We start from the raw sequence: 19,502 nt of genomic DNA on the forward strand, positions 1-19,502 counted from the left end.
GCTCACGAATCCGTGCCGCCGGAACGGGATTCCGCCGGGTCACTCAGCCGAACAGTGCCCGGGCCTCGGTGTAGCGCTGCAGCGGCACGGTCTTGAGCGCCGAGGTGGCATCCGCCAGCGGAACCCGTACGACCTCGGTACCGCGAAGTGCCACCATCGTACCGAAATCGCCGTCGTGAACGGCGTCGATGGCATGCAGACCGAACCGGGTCGCCAGCACCCGGTCGTAGGCGGTGGGCGTACCACCACGCTGCGTGTGCCCGAGTACGACCGCGCGGGATTCCTGACCGGTGCGCTGTGCGATCTCCTCGGCCAGCCAGGTCCCCACCCCGCCGAGACGCACATGGCCGAAAGCGTCCTTCTCGCCGGCCTGCAGGACCTCCTCGCCGCCTTCCGGAACCGCTCCCTCGGCCACCACGATGATCGGTGCGTACTGCCGCTCGAAGCGGCGCTGCACCCAGGTGCAGACCTGTTCGACGCTGAACCGCTGCTCCGGGCCGAGGATCACATTGGCACCCCCGGCCAAGCCGGAATGCAGCGCGATCCAGCCCGCATGCCGCCCCATCACCTCGACGACCAGTGCCCGGTGATGGGACTCGGCCGTCGTGCGCAGCCGATCGATAGCCTCGGTGGCGATGTGCACGGCGGTGTCGAAGCCGAAGGTGTAGTCGGTGGCCTCGAGATCGTTGTCGATGGTCTTGGGCACACCGACGATGGGAATGCCCTCCCCGGAGAGCCGTTCGGCGACACCGAGCGTGTCCTCGCCGCCGATGGCGATCAAGGCATCCACCTCGTTGTCGGCGAGCGTGGCCTTGATTCCGGCGACACCGTCGTCCTCGTTGTACGGGTTGGTACGCGAGGAGCCCAGCATCGTGCCGCCTCGGTTCAGCACGGCCTCGACATCGTCCAGTCCCAGTGGGGTCACCACTCCCTGCAGTGGACCCTGCCAGCCGTTGCGGAAGCCGAGGATCTCGTGGTCGTACATCTCGATCCCCTTGCGGGTGATCGCACGCAGCACCGCGTTGAGCCCCGGGCAGTCCCCACCCCCCGTCAACACACCGACACGCTTGCCCGTCGCCATCCGGCCGCCTCCTCACCGCATTCGCCGCGGCTGTGATATGGACCTCTCCCGGAAAAGCTTGTCACGGACTGGATCGGTGCAGCAAGCGTCGCGACCGCGTCAGCGCATCGGATACCCACGCTCGCGGCGATGCGTCTCGATCACGTTCCAGCGTTCCAGGTTGTGTCGGGCATCAGCCAGGGCGTCGTGGGCATTGGGGGGAGCAGGAGGCAGCCTCGGCTTGCCCGCGGCCTCCCAGTGCTGGCGCAGGTCGCGGGTGAACTTCGGCAACTGCGAGGGCAGTGCGGGCATCGCACCCCACAGTTGAGCCAGCGCGACATGATCGTAGGCGGCGTACCACGCCCACAACTCGATGTCGGAACCGCGCGAAGTCAGGAAGGTGTACAGATCGTCACGAATCTGCGCGCGCGAGCGCCAGGCGCCGGAAGCAGGTGGCGGCAACTGCGGCAATACGTGCCGGCGCACCCAGCGACCGGCCCGCATGGGATCGAACTCCGTGGAGACCGCGTAGAACTCGCGTCCCGTCTCGTCGACCACACCGATCGACACCAGATCGATGGTCAGGCCGTCCTCGATGAACTCGCAGTCGTAGAAAAACCGCACCGGCCAAGAATATGCGCCATTCGAACGGGCGAGGACACGCCCCACCAGGGCTTCCGACCGGACGCTCAGCCTGCCTTGGCGTCCGGGAACCGGTCGGCCTCCTGCTCGACCGAGGAGTCCGCTCGCTTCGTCACGACCCGTCCCCGGGTTTCCAGGTCGTCTTTGGCTTTGGCCGCGTAGACGTCGACGTATTCCTGCCCCGACAGCTCCATGAGCGCGTACATGATCTCGTCGGTGATCGAACGCTCCACGAAGCGGTCCCCGGCGAGTCCCTCGTAGCGGGAGAAGTCCAGCGGCTTGCCGACCTTCACCTTGACACGGTACGGGCGCCACACGGTGGAGCCGATCGGATTGACTCGTTCGGTCCCGACCATGGCGATGGGGATGACGGGCACGTTGGCCTCCAAGGCCATCCGCGCCACACCGGTCTTTCCCTTGTACAGGCGACCGTCGGGCGAGCGGGTACCTTCCGGATACACACCGAGGAGCCGCCCCTCACCGAGCAACCGCACGCCGGTGTCCAGCGCTGCCTGCGCGGCGGCACCACTGGAGCGGTCGATCGGAACCTGCCCGATGCCGGAGAAGAAGTACCGTTTCAACGCGCCCTTGAGTCCCTTGCCCGTGAAGTACTCCCGTTTGGCCAGGAATGTCACGCGCCGCGACAACTTCAGGGGCATGAAGAACGAGTCGGCCACCGCCAGGTGGTTGCTGACCAGGATGGCCGCCCCTGTTTCGGGGATGTACTCCCGCCCCTTGATCTTCGGCCGACACCACAACTTCAAAAGGGGGCCGAGAAAGATGTGCTTCAACACCCAGTAGAGCACTGCGCCGTTGCCTCCTGAGACCCGAGTATCCTGCACAGGGTACGGACCCACGACGGGTACGCACAACGTGGACCGGGCGGTGCTCGGCAGCTCGGGCGGTGCCCACGCGAACCGACCACCCACCGACGATATCCCGTCAGCGGTCCCGCATCGCCCGGCACGCGTGCGACGATGGTCCGGTAAGGCCGAGCAGCGTGGGAGGGAGACTGCGGTGCCAGTATCGTCCGGCACTGTTACCGGTACCTCGCGGCGATCCGGGCTCGCAGCACCCGATCGTGACTCGGCCGGACACAGCCGCATGTGCGCAGCAATTCCAGCACCTGCTCCCCGCTCGGGGAAGCGGTACTCGAACGCCCGCCTCCCCGCCAGGATCACCAACCACCGTGCCTGTCGGCAACGATCGCAGAAGAGGGGAGGACGCGGCTTCCCGCCAGGCCCGAGGACCGAGGGTGCCGCCGCAAAACTCGTATGAACACGCGCCATGGCAACGCCGACGGCCCGGAAGACATCGACGCGGCATTCGCGGAGATCGTGGCCGAACTGGAACGCGACGACACCCCCTTGCCCAAATGGCCGGTGGACAGTAGCCGGGCCGAGGACTCCGATCCGGTGGATCCGGCACGTTCCGCATCGGCCGGATCGGAGCCTGCCGCCGAACATCCCGGGGGGCCACGGAGCTGGTCACCCTCCGAAGAAGAGGACGAAGGTCATTTCGAGCCCCCGGATCCGCCACCTCTGCCCGCCCCGAAGGCGGGCACGGTGGGTGGAGTCGCTCTGATCGTGCTGGGGTTCTGCCTGCTGGTGGTGCCCGGACTGGTCGGCTGGATCGGCACCATCGCACTGCCGCTCGGACTGGTCTCGATCAGTGTCGGTATCGGATGGCTGCTCCTGCGCATGCGTCCCACACCACCGGATTCCGAGTGGGACGACGGCGCCCAGCTCTGAATCCCGATTCCGCATCCGCACCCACGGCCGCGCATCATCGCCCGCGGGCGTGCTCGCGGGCGAGTTCGGCCGCGCCGACCATGCTCGCCTCCTCGCCGTACCGGGCGAGGCGCAGGTGTGCAGGCGGCCGGTGACCGGCCCCGGTGACAGCCGACGCCCAGTGCTGCCGCGCGGTGTCGAGGAACAGGTGCGCGGAGCCGGACACACCCCCGGCGAGCACCACGACCTCCGGGTCGTAGACGTCGGAGACCAGGGCCAACCCTTCGCCGAGCCATCGCGACAACTCTCCCATCGCCTCCAGCGCGAGGGGATCGCCTTCCTCCGCCGCACGCGCCACTCGCTGCCCCGTGAGGGTGGAGGGGTCGCTGCCGGCCTGCCCGGCCAGAGACGTCGCCGCATCCGGGTGCTCACTCAGCAGTTGCCGCGCGGTGTCGGCCAGCGCGGTGCCACTGCAGTACCGCTCCCAGCATCCGCGTTTCCCGCACGGACACCGTCTCCCCTGCGGCACCAGGCGCAGATGCCCCAGCTCGGGGGCCACGCCGTAGGCACCCCGGTACACCTCACCGTCGAGGACGAGCGCACTGCCGATGCCGGTACCCAACGCGATCAGCACGGCCACCCGCGCCCCTGCGGCGGCGCCGAAGCGCTGCTCGGCGAATGCGGCCGCATTGGCATCGTGCTCCAGCATCACCGGGAGACCGAGCCGATCGGCGAGTCGGTCGGCGACTGCGGCATGGCGCCAAGCCAGGTGTGGTGCGAACCGCACGAGGCGGCGATCCTCGCTGACGAAACCGGCCACGGCCAACCCCACGGCGACCACCGGGTAGCGGTCGACGAGGCCGCCCACGAGGTCGGCGACCGCAGCGTTCAACGCGGGAGCCGAGTCGGGAGTCGGCGCACGAGTGGTTTCCAGTACGGCACCGTGCGGATCGACCACGCTCGCTCGCACGCTGGTGCCGCCCGCGTCCACGCCGACGGTCAGCACCCGTCCCCTTCGGCTCGGGCTCCCGCTCCGTTCGGATGCAGAACGTTTCCGCCGACCCGCCGCACGTCGATCCGCTGCACCTTGGACGAGCCGGTCCTGTCCGCGGAATCCGGGGACAGGTCCTCTGCGGTCTCCGCGCTCGCCTGCTCGTTGCCTGCTGCCGCTTCCCCCTCCTCGGCGAGAACCCGGCGCAGCAGTGTCACGAACGCTGCCATGTGCTCGGACAACCGTGCGGACAACTCCGGCCGGTCCCCGCGCAGGAGTGCCATTGCCGCGCACAGCGGGCACCGGTCGCAGGTACCGGACGAGGCATGCCGCGCCCGCTCGCCGATGGCCGCATCGCCCCCGTCCGCCTGCGCATCCGTCCCGTGCCCCAGGCCGAGCAGATACTCCTCCGCACGGAACGCGAGCGCATCGAGCAGCCGACGCAGTTCCTCGCCGGACCTGTCCTCGCCGTGGTGTGCCGCTCCGTGCGCGGAGGTATCGTGCCGTGTCTGATCCACCACTGCTCACCGCATCCACAACTCGGGGTCGGGCCGGAAGGCCACGGTCACTCCGTCGTCACCGGCTCTCGCCCCGGTGACGATGCAACGCCGCAGTACCGCAGGCAATGCGATCAACCGGCGACGGCCATCCACTGTCATCGCGAGCTCGTCGCCGACCCGGGCGAGGTCGATATCGGCTCCCTCATGCAACGGCAACGCGATCCGCAGAGCATATTCCGAGTCCAGGCTGCGGCCGCCACCGGTGACCTCCATCGCCGGTGCTCGTTCGGCACCCTCGAGTGGGTCGGAATCACCGTGGAGCTCCGCACCGATCTCCAGCAGTGCCCGCAATCCGACCGGCTCCCCCGCACGATGTTCCACCGTGCGCAGCGGAACACCTGCACAGGAACGCAGCTCGTCGAGGACGGCATCCTGCTCGTTGCGGCGGGTGCGCAACCATGCCGCGGCGGCACCGCGCGCCGATCCCGGGTGCGGCACCAGCCGGTTGGCCACCAGCCCGTCGACGTGGATTCGCTGCAGCGCCAATGCCGTCAACGTACGGCGGGTCTCCGCGGCCACGACTGCCTCGGGAGTCAGCACCAACCGGACGCTGGTGCCTGCTGCGGCCAACCATTCGGTCAGCGCGCCGAGCTGCTCGGCCAACCGGCCCAGCGCGTCCGCGACCGCATCCCATCGCTCGTGGTTGTCGCTGCCCGCCATGCCGGCCAGCAGTCCCCGCACGAGGCGTCGGTGTGTGGGGAAGAGCCGCTCGAGATAGCTCGTGAACGCCTCGGGCAAGGACAGCAGCCGCAGGGTTTCGGCGGTCGGGCCGCAATCGACGATGATGGTGTCCCACACCCCGCAGGAGGCCAGCCGGTGCACTTCGCCGAGAGCCAGCAGGTCCTCCACACCGGGCAGCACGGTGAGCTCTTCGGCGTCCAGTTCGCTCACACCCGCTCCGAGCAACAGTGTGCGAAGGTGCTCGCGAAGCTCGTCCCAGGTGTCGTCGACGAGTGCACGGGTGTGCACCTCGGCGGCATGCATACGTGCCTCGCCGGTATGGCCGTGGCTCGGCAGTGGTACCTCTTCCGGGGCCGGACCGAGCCGCGTGCCGAGAGCATCGGCCAGCGAATGCGCGGGGTCGGTGGAGACCACCAGCACCTTGGCACCCCTGGTTGCCAACCGTGCTGCGGTGGCCGCGGCGAGGGTGGTCTTGCCCACACCGCCTTTTCCGGTGAACAGCAGGACTCGCACGGCGAACCTCTCCAACGCAGGTGTCGATCGAACACGCGGTGGGAACGGGTCACTGATGCCCGGACTCGACGCGGCGCTTCAGCTCCTTCAAGGCGGTGTCCATGATCATTTTTTCGGCTTTGCGTCTGAACATGCCGAGCATGGGGATGTTCAAGTCCACGGCCAGGCTGTAGGTCACCTCGGTACGTCGGTCCGACTCGGGCCGCAAGGCATAACTGCCATACTGGGCTTTCTGCACCTGTCCTTCGGACAAGGTCCAGCTGACCGACAATCCGTCGTCGTGCCAGTCGTAGACGAGGACGTAGGTGTCCTTGACCACGCCCGCGTCCAGGACGAACCGAACTTTCTCCGCCTTCCCGCCGGACGTCGTCGAGAGCACCTGGGTTTCCTTCACCGCTTCCGCCCATTCCGGGTACGCGGCGAAATCCGAGATCACCGACATGATCTCCGGGGCAGAAGCCTCGATCACAATGGACTGGGTGGACTTCTCGACCATGCGGGCAGGCTACAGGTCGAAGCCCTCGACCTGGCCGAAGACCGGGGCTCCTGCCGCTCGGAGTGTCGCCCCGGCTCTTTCGAGACGCTCGCCGGACGACGGCACGGTGACACACCTCACCAGCGCAGCACGTACGGCTTGCCGGTGTGCTTGAAGTGCCCGACATTGACGCACTCCGTCGAGCCGATCCGCATGCGCTGCGCCAACGGCTGGTGCACGTGGCCGAACAGCGACCAGTGCGGTGCATCCCGCGTGATCCGTTCCAGCGCTCCGCTCGACCCGTACTCCGGGCGCCGCGCCACGACGTCGTAGAGCAGCTCGGGCACGTTCGGGGGCACGTGCGTGCACAGCACGTCGACCGGATCGAGCCCGCCCAGGATCTCGTCGAACTCGGCCGCGGAACGCAAGTGCGGTACCCACGGCGCGTCACGGCGCAATGTCCCTCCCGGCGGTAGCAATGCCCCACCGGCGAAACCGAAACGCAGACCGCCGATATCGACACTGTGGCCGTCCAGCACATGGATCCCGTGGCCGGCGAACTCCGGCCACAGGTGCGGTGCGTCGACGTTGCCCGCCGTCGCGTAGGTCGGAGCGGTCAGCGCGCCGAAGAGCTCCGCGTACTGCGCACGGACGGCTTCCTCCACGACCTTGGCGGGGTCGGACAGACTCGCCCACAGCGAACGCGCGTAGGCACCCACATCCGCACCACGATGATTGCGGCGCAACTCGGCGAAGCGCGCTACCTTGTCGGGGCCGAACACCGCGCCCAGGATGCCTCTGCCGTGATCGTGATAGTCGACGAAGTCGATCAGATCTCCGAGCACGACAAGCGCGTCGGCGCCCTCACCGGCACGCTTGAGATCCTCCACGTTGCCGTGGACATCCGACACCACATGCACACGCAAACCGGCTCCGTTCACCAGTCGATCCCGTCCGTACTCGAAACTAGCGATGACGCCCGGGGCTGTGTACTGCTGCCTGCCGATATCACACGCACGCCCCCGGAATGCCCTCCCGGAGGGACCGCGGTCCGACTCGCAGGAAACAATACGGCACGGTGCCGACGAGTTCGGCGCCAACCGGGGCTGCCCAGTGGTCCGCCCCGATGACGAGAGCACAGCTACCACTCGGTAGCTTGTGGGCTCAATCATGCCTCACAGTTCGGCGTTTTTCGGAGGTTTCGAGTGCGCGAGTTCAGCGTCCCCGCCACGACCAGTGTGGCTGATGACGAGAACCTCACCGACATGGTGTGGGCCAACGCGGAAAATTCCGGTGGCACCGTGAGTTTCCGGCGCCGCGTGGAAGGCACCTGGACCGAGGTGACCGCCGCCGAGTTCGCCGCGCAGGTCATGGGTATTTCCAAGGGACTCGTTGCCGCCGGCCTGCAGCCCGGGGATCGCATCGGCCTGATGTCGCAGACCCGCTACGAGTGGAGTCTGCTCGACTTCGCCATCTGGGCAGCAGGCTGTGTCACCGTACCCATCTACGAGACCTCGGCTGCCGACCAGGCCGAATGGATCCTGTCGGACTCCGGCGCCAAGGCCGTCATCGTGGAGGCCGAGACTCACCGCCGTGAGGTGGACACGGTGGCCGACGGGCTCACCGAACTGCGCCACGTCTGGCAGATCGACGGCCCCACCCCGGACGGTGCCGCTCCTGTGGTGGACAACCTCACCGCCCGGGGAGCCGACATCGCCGACACCGAGGTTCACGATCGTCGCCGCTCGGTCCGCGCCGACGACCTCGCGACCCTCATCTACACCTCGGGCACCACCGGCCGCCCGAAGGGATGCGAACTGACCCACCGCAACCTGCTCGCCGAGGTTCGCTCCGACATCGACGCGTTCCCCCAGCTGATGCAGCCGGGCAAATCGATGCTGATGTTCCTGCCGATGGCCCACGTCCTGGCACGCGCCATCGCCATCACCTGCGTGTACGCGCGAGTGACACTGGGACACACCGGTAACGTCAAGGAACTCGTCAACGACCTCGGCTCGTTCCAGCCCTCCTTCGTGCTGGCCGTTCCCCGCGTGTTCGAGAAGGTCTACAACACGGCCAAGCAGAAGGCCCACTCCGAGGGCAGGGGAAAGATCTTCGACGCCGCCGAAGCCACCGCCGTGGCCTACAGCCAAGCCGAGGAAGCGGGCAACCCGAACCTCACCCTGCGGCTCAAGCACTTCGTGTTCGACAAGCTCGTCTACGGCAAGCTGCGTGCCGCGCTGGGAGGACGGTGCATGGCGGCCGTTTCCGGAGGCGCTCCCCTGGGCGAGCGACTCACCCACTTCTACCGCGGGATCGGAGTGCCGATCCTGGAGGGATACGGCCTGACCGAGACCACTGCCGCGGCCGCCGTCAACGTCGAGCACGCGTACAAGATCGGAACGGTCGGCCGCCCGCTGTCCGGGACGAGCGTCCGCATCGCCGACGACGGTGAAATCCTGATCAAGGGTGACGTGGTGTTCCGGGGGTACTGGAACAACCCCGCAGCGACCGAGGAATCCCTCGAAGACGGCTGGTTCCACACCGGCGACCTCGGCTCGCTGGACGAGGACGGCTTCCTGCGGATCACCGGTCGCAAGAAGGAGATCATCGTCACGGCAGGCGGCAAGAACGTCGCCCCGGCGGCTCTGGAGGACCAACTGCGGGCACATCCGCTCATCAGCCAGTGCCTCGTCGTCGGCGATCAGAAGCCCTTCATCGGTGCGCTGGTCACCATCGATTCCGAATTCCTGCCGTCGTGGCTGGCCAACCACGGCCGCTCCGAGAACACCGAGGCCGCCAACCTCGTCGACGACCCGGAACTGCAGGCCGAGGTGCAGAAGGCCATCGACAGCGCCAACGAGACCGTGTCCAAGGCCGAGCAGATCAAGCAGTTCCGCATCCTGCCGCACGACTTCACCGAGGCACGCGGAGAGATGACACCGAGCCTGAAGGTGAAGAAGAACAAGGTCGCCGAGAACTACGCCTCCGACATCGAAGCGATCTACTCCTGACGCAACGGGTGCGACGCCGGTGGCTGTGCTCTTCGACGGAGTTCCACGGCCACCGGCACAGGACCTCTCAGTCGAAAGTACGGAGCAGGTACCGGCCCCAGCTCTCGATGAGCTCCGCAAGATCCATTCCCGCCAGGTCCTGCAGGGCTTCCTCTACCTCCTCCGGAGACCGCGACCCGGCGATGCGGTGGTAGAGCTCGACCAAACGCCGCTCACCCAGCTCTCGGGCGAGGAACCGCACCACCGACCACGACTGCTGATAGGCCAGGTCCAGACGGCTGCCCGAGAGCCGGAAGTCACGGTCCGACGGCAACGTGGTGGGAGGGCCTTCCGCGCGAAGCCGGTGTATCAGGTCCGGAGCGATTCGTTCCGGCGGAATCCCACTGCCGCGGTATCCCACGTAGTCGGCAAATCCCTCCAGCATCCACATCGGGGCGGCCTCGACCGTGTCGGCTCGGGTGGCGATGTGCGTGATCTCGTGTTCGAGCACCACACGCAGGGCGGAATCGCTCAATGGTTCGGCCGTTTGCGTGTTGAGAACCACGCGCGGCCCTTCCACGCGGCCGGTGGTGGTGTCGACCTCGTCGGCCACCGCGACGGCGGCGATACCGTCCACGGCATACGCGGGGCTGACCAGCGCCCGCAGTTCCGCGCGGGAACCGGGAACCACGACACCGATCCGGCGGGACCATCCGGTGCCCCACACCTCGGTGACGGCCGCGATGGAGTCGTCGAGCATCCGGGCAGCCCGATGCACGAGCTCCAGATTGCGATCGTGACCGAGCACCAGTCCCGAATCGGTCGGAACCACACGCACCATGCCGTGGTCCCAGGGGCCACGCCAGGTCGAACGTCCCTGCTCTTGCAGGGCGGTGTCGCTGGTCAGATACCACGAGTCACCCCGGCGCGCGAACAGGTATCCCATCACCCGAGTGGTGGGCACGGTATCGACCCCGGCCAGGGCGTAACTCAGGACCACGCGCGGAGCCCACAGCTCGTCCGGCGGGACCGGTAGGGTACCGGGATCCGGTGGCAGCACGGTGGCCGTGGCGTCGAGCCGGTAACTCCACTCCGCCAGCGGCACTTCCCGCAGGTTCCGGAACAGCATGCGCTGCTTGCGCTGAAATCGCGTGGACGCTTTCGGGTCGACCGAGGCCATGAAGACGGTCTCGTCCCGCGTACGCAACGCCTCGGCGCGCCGTTGCAAGAGTCTGGTCAGCTCGTACTCGCGGGAACTCGCCGCGGCACGGCCACCGGGTGCCGACCGTTCGGGATGACCGGCACCCCGCTCTCGAGGCAGCACGGGGCCCGGCTGACGGGAAATGGGCCCGACAACCCATACCACCATCGTGATCACGGCCAGGAGCGCGACGACGAAACACCCTCGCCACGTCCTGAAGGCCTGCACACGCCCGATGGTAGGGCGCCCACCCGGCACGAGCAGGATGTTCGGACGCCGGGCGGGCGGTGCGGCGCAGCCGGGCGACCGCACCGGCCGCCCGGCTCCCCCTCAAGTGAAAAACCGGGCCAAGGACAGGTCCTCGGTCAGCCGGCGATGCGGCGCATCCTGTTGACCGGGGCAACATCCCGATAGCCCGTGACATGCACGGTGGAGCCGGCTGTCGGGGCGTGCACGACATTGCCGTTGCCCACGTACATTCCCACGTGACTCACCGGACTGTAGTAGAAGACCAGATCACCCGGCTTGAGCTGGCTCGCCGAGACGGGCTTGCCGGTCTGGGCCTGCGCGCTGCTGGAGCGCGGGATCGACACACCGACCTGCTGGTAAGCCCAGTACATCAGGCCGGAGCAATCGAATCGATTGGGCCCCTCCGCACCCCAGACATACGGGGAGCCCTGCTTGCTCAGTGCGGCCTGGACCGCTCCGGCGGCAGTACCGGCACCACCCTGGAACTCGTAGTCGGTATTTCCGCCGGGGATGGCCGCGCGCTCCGCACCGGTCAGATCCTCCAGGTGGTCGCGCACCTCGGCGATCCGCTCTTCCATGGTGGCTTTCTTGTCGGCGATCTCCTCCTTGAGACGAGCCGCCTCGGCTGCCGCCTTCGCAGCACGCTGCTGCGCCTCGGCAGCGCGCCGCTCGGCTTCCTCGGCCCGGTGTGTGGCGGCCGCCAACGCCTGGATCGCCTCGTTGTTGTCCTCGGCCAGGGCATCCATGGTGGCCGCGCGATCGAGGTAGGCCCCGGGAGATTCGCTGACCAGCAGCGCCGAGAGCTGGTTGAGCCGGGCACCCCGGTAGGCGGAACCGGTGAGTTCGTCGACCTTGGAGCGGAATTTCTCCTCTTCGGCACGCGCCTGCTCGGCGGCCTTCGAGGCCTCGGCCACGGCGGCCTTGGCACGCTCGAGATCGGCCACGCGCGCATCGTGATCATCCTGCGCGCGGTGATACTTCTCGGTGATCTTCTCCGCTTCGCGGGACAACTCGCGCAGCTTCTCGACTGCTTCCGGGGCGCTGTCGGGAAGTTGCGGGTCCGCGGTGGCCGGTACCGAACTCATGGTGACGACGGCAGCGACCGCCGTTGCCGTGAGAGTCCCGCGCATCGATCGCTTCAGTCTGTGCGACGTCACGCCGCGTCCAGCTCCTTCTCTCCTCCGACCGCCCACCGGGTACGGCCACCAGGTGCGGACCACCATGCAGCCCCGTCAACGGGCGTGCTGGCCCCACCAGGGCCGGACCGATCCACGGATCGGCCCCCGGTTCGGCCCCCCGACAAGCCGATACGGCGGTGACCTTGCGGAGCCACTCGGTTTGAGTAGCTGATCGCCGCGAAGTCTCGATCAGACTACGAGAGGTGAACCTCGGCGTCCAGGGCGGGTCCGTTGGAGCGACACACAGCGGCATGTGAACTCAAAAGAATGAATATCGATTGCCGACTGTAATCGGCTCTTGAGGTTCGAACGGTGCCTGTGTCCCGCACTCTCCCGACGTCCTCCTTCGGTGCCACGTCCGGCAACGACATGTGACCGGCCATGGGAGCGACCGCGCGACGAGCGGTCGAAAGCATCGCCGAGTTGCTTCCGGTGCGATCGTGCGCCGCGCGACGAGCGGACAAGTCCGTCGACCGATCGAGTCACCGGCGGATGCGGGGGCTACGTCCGGCTGATACGCGCGAGGAGTACCGAGGAGGCCACCGCGTATGCCCCGCGATGCCGCACCGAGGTGACCACTTCCCGATCCGAGGTCGCCACGACCAGTTGCCGCCCCTGCGGTTCCTTCTCCACCAGGTCACGGATCACATCATCCGCCTGCACACCCGGGGAGCTGAACATCACCCGCACCCCGCGCGGCCCGGCCGCGGGAACCGAGACCACATCGGCCCCGTCGAAGACCAGGGTCACTTCCGCTCCGGTCTGCGCGGCCAGTGCGGCCAACTGGTGCGCCAGCCGGTCTCGCTGATCGGCGAGCGGAAGCTCCGGATAGCCGGTCTTGGTCACGTTGTAACCGTCCACGATGAGATGCACCGCAGGCAGCGCCAGCAGGCGGTCCAGTGCGGCCCGATCGGCCACGTGATGGGGGGTGCCGGACGGTGTGCGCACCCCCGTGACCGCCTCGGCCGGTCTGGGACCACCTCCTGTGGCTCCCAACTCCCGGCGCAGTCCCCCCAGCGCTCCCTCCATCGTCTCCAGCAACAGCGCCAGCCGGTTCTCGTCACCCTGCCTGGCCTCCCGCGCCGACTGGCGGGCAACCTCGGTCTCGGTGGCAGCACGTTCCGCGCGGGCGCGTTCTTCCTGAGCTTTCGCCTGCTCCCTGTCGCGCTGCACGGTGGCCTCCGAGATGGCGGCAGCCGACTCCTCGCGCACACGCTCCAGTTCGGCCCGCGCGGACTCGGCTTCCTGCTTGGCCTCTTTGAGACGGACTCCCTGTTCGCGGAGGCGCTTACGGAACCGCTCGGCATCGGAGTTGTCGGCCTCTCCGGCACGCTCGGCTGCCGACTTGGCTTCGGCCAGTTCTCTGCGCAGCTGTTCGACCTCACCGGCGAGCTTGTCCGCACGGGCAACTGCCGAGTCCCGCTCGGAGCGCAGTTGCCCGCGCTCGGCGCGACAACCGACGAGCTCCACGTAATGCGCTGCCACGGCCGAGTCCTCCAAGAGCGCGGCCACGGCCACCACGACCGGATCCTCGTGGCCGAGATCGAGCGCTTCGGGCCGGTGCTGCCTGCACCAGTCCACGACCGCGGTGCGGAACACGGTCGAGTCGCGCAACGCCGCGATCAGTGTCGCCGCCCCCAGTTTGGCCCGCTTGGCAACAGCGAATCTCATGACGGGGCGTAATTGCCCGGGCACATCCGAGGAGCGCATCGTGCCCAACGCCGCCGCCGACAATTCGGCCAGTCGACCGGTCACCGGACCGGGTAACGTGTCCCAGTCCACCCGGGAACCGCCATCACCGGTCTGCTGTGTGCGACCGACAACAGACTCGTCGGGAAGGGGTGCCCGGTCGTCGTCACCCATCGTCGGCGGTGTCACTCTCCCAGGTTAATCGCCAGCCGTTTCGGTTCCGGCACGCACCGGTGGCACGGCACTGTCGGTGCCGGCGCGTACGGTACGCTGCGATGGCAGGGACCTCCGGAGAGCACGCTCAGCTCTCCTTCGACGAGCTCGGGCAACCGCTGCACGAGGTCACCTTCGTCGTGGTCGATCTGGAGACCACCGGCGGCAAGAGCGGGCAGGACGCCGTCACCGAGATCGCAGCGGTCAAGGTCCGGGGTGGTGACACTCTCGGGGAGTTCTCCACACTCGTCGATCCCGGCCGGACCATCCCGCCCGCCGTCGTATCGATCACCGGCATCACCGACGCGATGGTCGCCGAGGCACCCCCACTCGACTCGGTGCTGCCCTCGTTTCTCGAATTCAGCAGAGGGTGCGTTCTCGTGGCCCACAACGCACCGTTCGACACCGCCTTCCTGCGCGCAGGCTGCGCGCAACTCGGACTGGAGTGGCCGAAACCCACGGTGTTGTGCACCGTCCGGCTGGCTCGCCGAGTCCTGCCCTCCGACGAAACTCCCGATCACAAACTCGCGACACTCGCACGGGTTCTGCACGCTCGCACAGCACCGGTACACCGAGCCCTCGATGACGCACGCGCGACCGTCGATGTCCTGCACGCCCTGCTGGAGCGCGTCGGCCCGCTGGGAGTGCACTCGCTGGAGGATCTGCTCGACCACCTGCCCGACGTGAGCCCGCAACAGCGACGTAAGCGCCACCTGGCCGATGACCTGCCGAACGTCCCCGGCGTGTATCTCTTCCGCGGTTCGAATGACGAGATCCTGTACATCGGCACCGCTTCCGACCTGCGCAGAAGGGTGCGCCAGTACTTCACGGCCGGCGAGCGACGTCGTCGGATCAAGGAAATGGTCGCCCTCTGCGAGCGAGTGGAGCACATCGAATGCTCCCATCCGTTGGAGGCCGAGGTCCGCGAACTGCGGCTACTCGGCGCCCACCAACCGCGCTACAACCGGCGTTCGAGGTTTCCACAACGCGCATGGTGGGTGGTACTGACCGACGAACCCTTCCCCCGGCTGTCGATGGTGCGAACACCACGCCGAGAGGCTCTCGGACCGTTCCGGTCCCGCCGGAACGCAACGAAAGCGGTGGAGATCCTCCAGTCCGCCACGAGCCTGCGGCGATGCACCGAGCGCATCCCCGCCCGGAACCGGAGAGGCCGGCCCTGTGCCGTGTACGAGCTGGGACACTGCGGAGCCCCCTGTGCCGGGTACCAGGACGTCGAGGAGTACGCCCCGCAGGTGTCGTCGGTACGCGACCTCGTGGCCGGGCGTGACGATGCGCTCCTGCGGCGACTGCACACGGAACTCGTGCGGCTGTCCGGAGACCAGCGGTTCGAGGACGCCGCCGCCCAACGTGATCAGCTCGCAGCCCTGGTCCGCACTCTGGACCGGGGACAGCGGCTGTCCGCGCTCGCCGCGCTGCCCGAGTTGGTGGCGGCTCGGCCGGACGGCTCCGGGGGATGGCATATCGCCGTGGTGCGGCACGGGCGGCTCGCCGCCGCAGGGACGGCTCGGTGCGGGACGCCGCCGATGCCGATCGTGGACGCGCTGCAGACCTCCGCCGAGACTGTCGTACCCGGGCCGGGACCATTGTGCGGCGCTCCCGCCGACGAGATCCACATCGTGTATCGGTGGTTGACCGCCGGCGACACCCGTATGGTTCGCTGCTCCCAGCCGTGGACGGAACCGGCAGGTGCCGCAGGGAGCTGGCGCACCTGGCTCGAGCGAGCGGTCAGCGCCCGCACTCCCTACCCTGCCGCCGACTGACGAACACGCCCGAAAGCGCGCGCAGGCACCGGCTCCTGCTGCCGTCTCGCCCGACTTCCCGGAAAGGAGTGGGCACCTCCGGCCACATCGGTCAACGGCCAACCTGGAGCCAATCGGCTCAATCGCGCAAGTTGTCGCTGGTGACGACCTTGGTGGGGCGCAGGCGGACAGCCAGTTGGCCGGGAGAGGCAATGCGGTTGCCGACCTTCTCCGCCTTGTCGGGACTCACGTAGCGAGCGGCGATGGCGACCGCCGCTCGCAGCACCTCGCCCGGATCCTCCGTGGTGACCGCTTCACCCTGTATCTGCGCGAACTTGTGTCCGTCTTCCTTGTCGACACACAGCACCAGCCGGGGATCCCGAGCGATCGAGGCACCCTTGGCGCTGTCCTTTCCGGTGGTGAACACGACCTCGTCCCCATCGAGGGCGTACCACACCGGTACGACCAGCGGGCGCCCGTCGGCTGCGGTATAGCCGAGCTTTCCCGTGCGAGCACTCTCCTCGAGGAAACCTCGAACTCTCTCGTCCGTGATCGCCGCCATACCGAGCACCGTAGCTCGAAAGCGCCCGGTACGCCCTGTGGCGAGCCACGGTCTTCCGGGAGCACGGACCGAAGACGAGGACCCGGCACCACGATCGGTACCGGGTCCTCGTCTTCGGTCAGCCGCAGAGCGCGGAGCTCACTCGTGTGGCTGTTGCGGCTTGCCCGCGAGAAGTTCGCCCTGCTCCTCGCGTTCCGCGCGCTCCAACCGCTCGCGCTCGGCGTCCTCGCGCCGCGCCCGTTCGAGCGCTTCCGTCTCGTCCACGGGGTCGGGCTTGAGGAAGCTGCCCTCGACCGGATGCCCCGCCGCACCGAGCTTGTTCATCCGCTTCGGCACCGGAGCACCCTGGTATTCCAGTTCCTCCGGGTGGCCGTGCGAATCCACCGGGCCGAGCGGCTGATGCACCTCGATGAACTCACCGTGCGGAAGCCGCTTGATGATGCCCGTCTCGATGCCGTGCTCCAGCACCTCGCGGTCGGCCTTCTGCAGGCCGAGACAGATCCGGTAGGTGATGTAGTACGCGATCGGCGGCGCCACCAGCAACCCGATGCGACCGATCCAGGTCATCGCATCCAGCGAAATGTGGAACTTGTAGGCGATGATGTCGTTCACACCCGAGATCATCAGCACCATGAAGAAGGTGATCGCCATCATCCCGAGGCTGGTCCGCACCGGAACATCCCGCGGACGCTGCAGCAGGTTGTGATGCGCCGTGTCCCCGCTGAGCTTGCGTTCGATCATCGGATACAGCGCAGCGACGGCGAAGATCGCTCCCATGAAGAACGCCGTCGGCCAGAACGGCGCGGGGATCGTGAACGAACCGAGGTAGATCTCCCATGCCGGCCACAGGCGGCTGGAACCGTCCGTCCAGATCATGTACCAGTCGGGCTGGGACGCAGCCGAGACCTGCGACGGGATGTAGGGGCCGAGGTTCCAGACTCCGTTGATCTGGAAGACACCGGCCATCATCGCCGTCACACCGGTGACAATCGCGAAGAAGCCGCCTCCCTTGACCGCGAAGGTCGGCATGATCCGCACCCCGACGACGTTGTCCTCCTTGCGCCGCACTCCCGGGAACTGCGTGTGCTTCTGGTACCAGACCAGAGCCAGATGCACCGCGATCAGTCCGAGAATGATCCCCGGCAGCAGGAAGATGTGCATCATGTAGAAGCGCGGGATGAGCTCCGTACCGGGGAACTCACCGCCGAAGAGAATCCAGTGCAGCCACGTGCCGACCACCGGCACCGACAGGGTGATCCCGGAGGCGATCCGGACACCGGTGCCCGACAGCAGGTCGTCCGGCAGCGAGTAGCCGGTGAAGCCCTCGAACATGCCCAGGATGAACAGGACGACACCGATCATCCAGTTCGTCTCACGCGGCCGGCGGAACGCGCCGGTGAAGAAGATCCGGAACATGTGCGCCACGATCGAGGCCATGAACAGCAGGGCCGCCCAGTGGTGCACCTGCCGGGCGAACATCCCGCCCCGGACTTCGAAGGAGATGTCGAGCGTACTCGCGAAGGCCCGCGTCATCTCCACACCACGCAGGTTGGTGTAGGCACCCTGGTATTCGACCTCGGCCATCGACGGATCGAAGAAGAACGCCAGGTACGTCCCCGTCAGAAGCAGCAGGATGAAGGTGTAGAGCGCGACCTCGCCGAGCAGGAAGGACCAGTGCGTCGGGAAGACCTTGTTCATCTGTCGACGCAGTCCCGAGGCCATCTGGAACCGCTTGTCGAGCTCGTCGGCCTGGTGACCGGCCATGCGTTGGACAGCGCCGGCCGACTTCGTGGGGGTGGTGATCGAACTCATGAGTTACGCTCCCAGTACGCCGGACCGATGGGCTCGATGAAGTCGTGCCTGGCCACGAAATATCCTTCTTCGTCCACCGCGATCGGAAGCTGCGGCAGGGAACGCGTGGCCGGACCGAACACGGGCTTGGCGTAACTGTTGGCCACGTCGAACTGCGACTGGTGGCAGGGGCACAGCAACCGGCCGGTTTCCGCCTCGTACAGCGAGGCCGGGCAGCCGAGGTGGGTGCAGATCTTCGAGTAGGCGTAGTAGTCGCCGTAGTTGAAGTCCTCCTGCCCCTTGCGCTCGACGGGAGCGGCCCCCGGGCTCAACCGGATCAGCATGACCGGGTTGTCCGACCTGCGCAGCGCGTGCAGCAGTGCTTCCTCGTTGTGGCGCTCGGACTCGCGGAACGGAAAGACCGTCTCGAAACTGTTCGGTGCGAGATCCTGCGGCCGTACCAGCGACACGTCGTGCGGATCACCGGTGTTGCGTCGCAGGTAGACCTTCTCGCCGTTGGTCTTCATCCAGCCGGTGTGCAGCAGCGAGTCGGCCCCGGTCTCCGCCCACGGGTTCTTGACCATACCGCCGAGCACGAGCACCCCGGTGCCGAGTCCGAAGGCTCCCGCACCGAATCCCGCCGTGCGCTTGATCATCGATCGCCGTGCGATGCCGCTGCGCTCCCCGGAGTCCGCGAGCAGCGCGGTCGCGGTCTGGCGGTCGGTCTCGGTGGAACCGTGACCGTCGTGACGCTGCTGCACGGCAACCTCGTGCGGCAGGAACTTCTTCGAGTACAGGATCACGCCGATGCCGACCGCGAGGATCGACAGGCCGAGGAAGAAGCCGATCAGCGGGTTGTACAGCGAGTAGATGAAGTGCCCGCGCGGGTCGACCAGAGGGTTCTCGTAGCGCCACGGCCAGAAGATGAACACTCCGATGAACGCCAGCGCCGACAGTCCCGCGAGAGAGAACCAGGCCGCCACGGCCCGCTCGGCACGCCGTTCCGCGCGGGTGCCCTTGAGCGGCCACTTGTCCCGGTACTCCACGAGTTCGACGTCGTCGAGCTCCGTGCCGAGCCGCACCTTCTCGTCCCGGCTCATCTCGGCCAGTTCCGCCTCGCTCGGCATGGGACGCTGGTGCTCGCCGGTCGCGTACTCCTGCCCGGTTTCCATGCTGCCGGTTTCCTCGTTGCCGGCCTGCTCATTGTGGCTGTT

At 67.5% G+C, this 19,502-nt stretch carries 17 protein-coding genes; 3 read left to right on the top strand and 14 right to left on the bottom strand.

What is annotated here, in order from left to right:
* Positions 1-43 precede the first annotated feature (43 nt).
* The 3 genes from DFQ14_RS10555 to DFQ14_RS10565 all read right to left on the bottom strand — a co-directional run bounded on the left by DFQ14_RS10555 (position 44) and on the right by DFQ14_RS10565 (position 2,508).
* The gene (locus tag DFQ14_RS10555; RefSeq protein WP_114453036.1) at positions 44-1,081 is read right to left on the bottom strand and encodes a 6-phosphofructokinase; all 1,038 of its coding nucleotides are present in this window, start codon (positions 1,079-1,081) and stop codon (positions 44-46) included.
* Between the two features lie 99 nt (positions 1,082-1,180).
* On the bottom strand, positions 1,181-1,684 hold the full coding sequence (locus tag DFQ14_RS10560) for a polyadenylate-specific 3'-exoribonuclease AS (RefSeq protein ID WP_114453037.1): 504 nt from the start codon (positions 1,682-1,684) through the stop codon (positions 1,181-1,183).
* A 65-nt stretch (positions 1,685-1,749) separates the two neighbouring features.
* Positions 1,750-2,508 carry a lysophospholipid acyltransferase family protein gene (locus tag DFQ14_RS10565; RefSeq protein ID WP_114453038.1) on the bottom strand — a complete coding sequence of 253 codons (759 nt, stop codon included), beginning with the start codon at positions 2,506-2,508 and terminating at the stop codon, positions 1,750-1,752.
* A gap of 468 nt (positions 2,509-2,976) precedes the next feature.
* On the opposite strand from DFQ14_RS10565, the gene DFQ14_RS10570 reads away from it, so the two are divergent.
* The gene (locus DFQ14_RS10570; protein ID WP_114453039.1) at positions 2,977-3,453 is read left to right on the top strand and encodes a DUF308 domain-containing protein; all 477 of its coding nucleotides are present in this window, start codon (positions 2,977-2,979) and stop codon (positions 3,451-3,453) included.
* Positions 3,454-3,487: 34 nt separating this feature from the next.
* Here DFQ14_RS10570 and DFQ14_RS10575 read toward each other — a convergent pair whose 3' ends face one another.
* The 5 genes from DFQ14_RS10575 to DFQ14_RS10595 all read right to left on the bottom strand — a co-directional run bounded on the left by DFQ14_RS10575 (position 3,488) and on the right by DFQ14_RS10595 (position 7,578).
* Entirely contained in the window at positions 3,488-4,438 is a 951-nt protein-coding gene (locus DFQ14_RS10575) for an ROK family protein (protein ID WP_114453040.1), read from the bottom strand.
* Positions 4,432-4,941: a hypothetical protein gene (locus DFQ14_RS10580; RefSeq protein ID WP_141921369.1), complete on the bottom strand. Its 510-nt coding sequence runs from the start codon at positions 4,939-4,941 to the stop codon at positions 4,432-4,434. Before DFQ14_RS10580 ends, DFQ14_RS10575 begins: the two co-directional genes overlap by 7 nt.
* 6 nt (positions 4,942-4,947) lie before the next feature.
* Positions 4,948-6,177 (bottom strand): ArsA family ATPase, encoded by a 1,230-nt coding sequence (locus DFQ14_RS10585; protein WP_114453042.1) that lies wholly within the window; start codon positions 6,175-6,177, stop codon positions 4,948-4,950.
* 49 nt (positions 6,178-6,226) lie between these two features.
* Positions 6,227-6,673, bottom strand: coding sequence for an SRPBCC family protein (locus tag DFQ14_RS10590; protein ID WP_114453044.1), 447 nt, complete (start codon positions 6,671-6,673; stop codon positions 6,227-6,229).
* A gap of 116 nt (positions 6,674-6,789) precedes the next feature.
* A complete protein-coding gene (locus DFQ14_RS10595; RefSeq protein WP_179951539.1) occupies positions 6,790-7,578 on the bottom strand; it encodes a metallophosphoesterase family protein in 789 nt (262 codons plus the stop codon).
* Between the two features lie 279 nt (positions 7,579-7,857).
* Between DFQ14_RS10595 and DFQ14_RS10600 the strand changes: the two genes are divergently transcribed.
* Entirely contained in the window at positions 7,858-9,666 is a 1,809-nt protein-coding gene (locus DFQ14_RS10600) for an AMP-dependent synthetase/ligase (protein WP_114453045.1), read from the top strand.
* 67 nt (positions 9,667-9,733) lie between these two features.
* On the opposite strand, the gene DFQ14_RS10605 is transcribed toward DFQ14_RS10600, so the two are convergent.
* The 3 genes from DFQ14_RS10605 to DFQ14_RS10615 form a co-directional block, all read right to left on the bottom strand.
* A complete protein-coding gene (locus DFQ14_RS10605; protein WP_246195709.1) occupies positions 9,734-11,074 on the bottom strand; it encodes a basic secretory protein-like protein in 1,341 nt (446 codons plus the stop codon).
* Between the two features lie 137 nt (positions 11,075-11,211).
* On the bottom strand, positions 11,212-12,252 hold the full coding sequence (locus DFQ14_RS10610; RefSeq protein ID WP_246195708.1) for a C40 family peptidase: 1,041 nt from the start codon (positions 12,250-12,252) through the stop codon (positions 11,212-11,214).
* A gap of 522 nt (positions 12,253-12,774) precedes the next feature.
* Positions 12,775-14,136: an NYN domain-containing protein gene (locus DFQ14_RS10615; RefSeq protein ID WP_114453117.1), complete on the bottom strand. Its 1,362-nt coding sequence runs from the start codon at positions 14,134-14,136 to the stop codon at positions 12,775-12,777.
* Positions 14,137-14,237: 101 nt separating this feature from the next.
* On the opposite strand from DFQ14_RS10615, the gene DFQ14_RS10620 reads away from it, so the two are divergent.
* The gene (locus tag DFQ14_RS10620) at positions 14,238-15,956 is read left to right on the top strand and encodes a DEDD exonuclease domain-containing protein (RefSeq protein WP_114453047.1); all 1,719 of its coding nucleotides are present in this window, start codon (positions 14,238-14,240) and stop codon (positions 15,954-15,956) included.
* A gap of 118 nt (positions 15,957-16,074) precedes the next feature.
* Here the strand turns inward: DFQ14_RS10620 and DFQ14_RS10625 are convergent, their stop codons facing one another.
* The 3 genes from DFQ14_RS10625 to qcrA all read right to left on the bottom strand — a co-directional run bounded on the left by DFQ14_RS10625 (position 16,075) and on the right by qcrA (position 19,460).
* Entirely contained in the window at positions 16,075-16,497 is a 423-nt protein-coding gene (locus tag DFQ14_RS10625) for a PPOX class F420-dependent oxidoreductase (RefSeq protein ID WP_114453048.1), read from the bottom strand.
* A 138-nt stretch (positions 16,498-16,635) separates the two neighbouring features.
* Positions 16,636-18,309 carry a cytochrome bc1 complex cytochrome b subunit gene (qcrB, locus tag DFQ14_RS10630; RefSeq protein ID WP_114453049.1) on the bottom strand — a complete coding sequence of 558 codons (1,674 nt, stop codon included), beginning with the start codon at positions 18,307-18,309 and terminating at the stop codon, positions 16,636-16,638.
* Positions 18,306-19,460: a cytochrome bc1 complex Rieske iron-sulfur subunit gene (qcrA, locus tag DFQ14_RS10635; RefSeq protein WP_114453118.1), complete on the bottom strand. Its 1,155-nt coding sequence runs from the start codon at positions 19,458-19,460 to the stop codon at positions 18,306-18,308. Before qcrA ends, qcrB begins: the two co-directional genes overlap by 4 nt.
* Positions 19,461-19,502: the final 42 nt, after the last annotated feature.

The sequence above is a fragment of the Halopolyspora algeriensis genome, from assembly GCF_003337235.1.
GTDB lineage: Bacteria > Actinomycetota > Actinomycetes > Mycobacteriales > Pseudonocardiaceae > Haloactinomyces > Haloactinomyces algeriensis.